Raw genomic sequence first — 3,806 nt, 5'->3', positions numbered from 1 at the left:
ACGTCGTCGATCGAGGGCGCCAGACGGCCGTCGAGCAGCGCGCGGGCGCGAACCGCGAGCATCAGCGACTGGCTGGCGCGCGGACCCGGCCCCCAGGCGATCAGTTTGCCGGCCTCGCCGCCTTCCGGACCGGGACGCGCGGAGCGAACCAGCGAGAGGATCGCCTCGACGACGCTGTCGCCGACCGGCAGGCGGCGTACCAGCCGTTGCGCCGTGATCAGGATCTCGGCGTTCATGGCGGCCTTGGCCAGCGTCTCTTCGGCGCCGGTGGTCTCGAACAGGATGCGCCGCTCGGCGTCACGATCCGGATAGTCGACGTCGATCTCCATCAGAAAGCGGTCGAGCTGGGCTTCCGGCAGCGGGTAGGTGCCTTCCTGCTCCAGCGGATTTTGCGTCGCCAGCACGTGAAACGGCTTCGGCAGATCGTGGCGCGCGCCCGCCACCGTGATGTGCTGTTCCTGCATGGCCTGCAACAGAGCGGACTGTGTGCGCGGGCTGGCGCGATTGATTTCGTCGGCCATCAGGAGCTGCGCGAATATCGGACCTGAGATGAACCGGAACGACCGCTTGCCGGCAGTACTCTCGTCCAGCACCTCGGCGCCCAGAATATCTGAGGGCATCAGGTCCGGCGTGAACTGGACGCGCTTGGCATCGAGCCCGAGCGTAATGCCGAGAGTTTCAACCAGCTTGGTCTTGGCGAGGCCGGGCACGCCGATCAGAAGCGCGTGGCCACCCGACAGGATTGTCACCAGTGTATTTTCAACCACCCGTTCCTGGCCGAAGATGACGGTGGAGATCGCTTCCTTCGCGGCGCGGATCTGACCGGCGACCTGTTCGGCCGAGCGGACGATCACGTCTTCAAGTTTCTCGACACTGTTTGCGCCAGCCATGTCTGCGCTCGCCATTTCGTTCTCCTTGGTCGCACTTCTGCCGGAAACGTCACGCGGGAAAAATTACGATTGCGTCGTCATGCCATGAACCCCATGCTAAACGTATGTGAAGGCCATGTATTCGTTGAATTAAACTATCCCCATATTATCGGCGTTTCGGGGTATGAACGGCATCACGATGTGGCGACTTGGTCGAGAGGTCACGCGAGGGTCTCGTCCAGGTCGCACAGCGAAATACTTGCAGCAATCGTGCCAAACCGAGGCGTCAGACTCAGGGCAAACAATGGCGAAGCAAGGGCGGAACAGCGATCAAAGCCGCGAAGGCAATCAAAACCTTGAAGGAATCGCCGCGGCCGCCAGGGAGGCTGCAAAGGACGCCGCGCATGCCGGTTCCACCGAAAAGGCATTGCCTCCGGTTCATCTTTGGAATCCGCCGTTCTGCGGCGATCTCGATATGCGAATCGCTACAGACGGCACGTGGTTTTACGGGGGGACGCCGATCGGTCGGCCGGCGCTGGTCCGGCTGTTTTCGACGATTCTCAAACGCGAGGACGGCAAGCACTTTCTCGTGACTCCAGTGGAGAAGGTCGGCATCCGAGTCGACGACGCGCCGTTTCTTGCGGTCGAGATGGTCAAGGAAGGCAATAGCCAAAACCCGAACCAAGCCCCGCTGTTGCGTTTCCGGACCAATGTGGACGACTGGGTCGCGTGCGACGAGGCGCACCGGTTGCGCTTCGAGGCGGCCGCCGATGGCGGCCTCACGCCCTATCTTCACGTCCGCGCCGATCTTTGGGCCAAGGTAACCCGCGCGCTCTATTACGATCTGGTTGACATCGGCGAGGAGCGAGTGGTCGATGGGCGTGCAATGTTCGGGGTCGCATCGTCAGGCGCATTCTTTGCGATGGCGGATGCGGAGCAGGTGAGGGGCGCGCTTTGAACGAGCCGATGCGAAAGTCGATGCCGGCTGCGATCAGTTCGGGGGAATTTTTCGATCGGACCCGCGCGCGGCTGAACTTCGACGTGCCGGCCGGCCTGACCGATGCCGGCGTGATTCCGCCGAGCGGGGATCAGGGCACCGACCGCATGCTGGAGATCGTCGCGCGCGAACAGCCGATCCGGCCGGCGGCGGTGTTGATCCCGGTGGTCGACCATCCGCAACCGACCGTGCTGTTGACGCAGCGCTCCGCGCATCTCAACGATCACGCCGGCCAGATTTCCTTCCCCGGCGGCAAGATCGATGCGACCGATGCCTCGCCGCTCGATGCCGCGTTGCGCGAAGCCTTTGAAGAAGTCGGCCTGGGCCGGGAATTCATCGATCCGATCGGCTATCTCGACCTGTACGGCACCGCCTTCGGATTTCGCATCCTGCCGACGCTGGCCCGGGTCAGGCCGGGTTTCAAATTGCGCATCAACCAGGCCGAAGTCGACGATGCCTTCGAGGTCCCGCTGGCGTTCCTGATGAATCCGGCGAACCACCAGCTGCACAGCAAGGAGTTCCGCGGCATCGAGCGCTGGTACTACGCCATGCCGTATCAGGATCGCTATATCTGGGGTGCCACCGCCGGAATTCTGCGCGTGCTGTATGAGCGGATTTATCTGCCATGATTCGTCCGGCTTTCACCGAAGTCGGAATTTTCCTGATCCCGTTCGCGGTCTATGCGCTGTTTTTGATCGCGACCCGTTCCGGGTTGCTGGTGCAGTCGTCATGGCCGATGAACACGATCGCCAAGCTGGTGATCGGTTCGCTGCTGCTGGTGGTGATCAGTTTCGTCTTGCTGGCGCAGTTTTCCGGCGGATCGCCGAACTCGACCTACGTTCCCGCCCATATCGAGAACGGCAGGCTGGTTCCGGGAGTTGAAAAATGAGTGACGCGCGCGTGCTCGATGACGCGCCGTGGCTCAGATCCGGTCCAACCGCCCGCGTGCTCGAACTGCTCAATGGCAATGGCGAGGAAGCACGCGTGGTCGGCGGCGCGGTCCGCAATGCGCTGTTGAGGATTCCGATCGACGATTTCGATATTGCGACCACCGCCCTGCCCAATGAGGTGATCCGCCGCGCCAAGGCGGCCGGCATCAAGAGCGTGCCGACGGGTATCGACCACGGCACCGTGACGCTGGTCGTCGATGCGCAGCCATTTGAAGTGACGACATTGCGCGAGGATACCGAGACCTTCGGCCGCAAGGCCAAGGTCGCGTTCGGCCGCGACTGGTTGCGCGACGCGCAGCGGCGCGATTTCACCATCAACGGCCTGTCGGTGGATGCCGAAGGCGTCGTGCACGATTACGTCGGCGGACTTGACGACATCGCGGCCCGGCGCGTGCGCTTCATCGGCGATCCGAACCAGCGTATCGCCGAAGACTATCTGCGTATCCTGCGGTTCTTCCGCATGCACGCCGCCCATGGCGCCGGTGAGCCCGATCGTGCGGGATACCTCGCCTGCATCGGCGGGCGGGCGGGTCTGGCGACGCTCTCGGCGGAGCGCATGCGCATGGAAATGCTGAAGCTGGTGATCGCAGAGGGCGCCATCGGCGCGATCACGGCGATGGCGGATGGCGGGCTGCTGCTGCCGATTTTCGGCGGCGTTGCCTATATCGGCCCGTTCGCAGCCATGGTTGCGGTGGAACGCCGGCTTGAATTGGCGCCCAGCGCTGTTCGCCGCCTTGGCGCGCTGGCGGTCGCCGTCACCGAGGATGCGAGACGGCTCGGGACGCGCCTGCGGCTGACCAACGCCGAAACCAGGACGCTCGATTCGATGGGGCATCGCTGGTGGCGGCTCGCCGGCATGGACGAAGCGACGGCGCGGCGGCGGCTCTACCGGCTCGGCGAGGAGCGCTACCGCGACCGGCTGATGCTGGCCTGGGCCCGGGCCGGAGCGGATACCGATACCGCGTCGTGGGGCGCGCTTGCCAACCTGCC

Annotated in this window: 5 protein-coding genes; 4 read left to right on the top strand and 1 reads right to left on the bottom strand. The window is 64.0% G+C overall.

Translation table 11 applies throughout. The features are described from left to right. A partial coding sequence (locus ABR948_RS28885) for an AAA family ATPase (RefSeq protein WP_428124622.1) occupies nucleotides 1-890 on the bottom strand: 890 nt, incomplete at its 3' end. 283 nt (nucleotides 891-1,173) lie between these two features. On the opposite strand from ABR948_RS28885, the gene ABR948_RS28880 reads away from it, so the two are divergent. The 4 genes from ABR948_RS28880 to ABR948_RS28865 form a co-directional block, all read left to right on the top strand. Further along, nucleotides 1,174-1,827 carry a DUF1285 domain-containing protein gene (locus ABR948_RS28880; protein WP_428124620.1) on the top strand — a complete coding sequence of 218 codons (654 nt, stop codon included), beginning with the start codon at nucleotides 1,174-1,176 and terminating at the stop codon, nucleotides 1,825-1,827. A 20-nt stretch (nucleotides 1,828-1,847) separates the two neighbouring features. Further along, entirely contained in the window at nucleotides 1,848-2,495 is a 648-nt protein-coding gene (locus ABR948_RS28875; RefSeq protein ID WP_428124618.1) for a CoA pyrophosphatase, read from the top strand. Continuing rightward, complete coding sequence (locus tag ABR948_RS28870; RefSeq protein ID WP_428124616.1) at nucleotides 2,492-2,755, top strand: DUF6111 family protein; 264 nt, start codon at nucleotides 2,492-2,494, stop codon at nucleotides 2,753-2,755. Before ABR948_RS28875 ends, ABR948_RS28870 begins: the two co-directional genes overlap by 4 nt. Next, nucleotides 2,752-3,806, top strand: a 1,055-nt coding sequence (locus ABR948_RS28865; protein WP_428124614.1) for a CCA tRNA nucleotidyltransferase, incomplete at its 3' end; no start/stop codon positions are given. The genes ABR948_RS28870 and ABR948_RS28865, both read left to right, overlap by 4 nt.

Source organism: Bradyrhizobium sp., from assembly GCF_050014615.1.
Classification (GTDB): Bacteria; Pseudomonadota; Alphaproteobacteria; order Rhizobiales; family Xanthobacteraceae; genus Bradyrhizobium.
The sequence above is the reverse complement of the archived record's forward strand: the minus strand, read 5'-3'. Positions and strand labels throughout refer to the sequence as shown.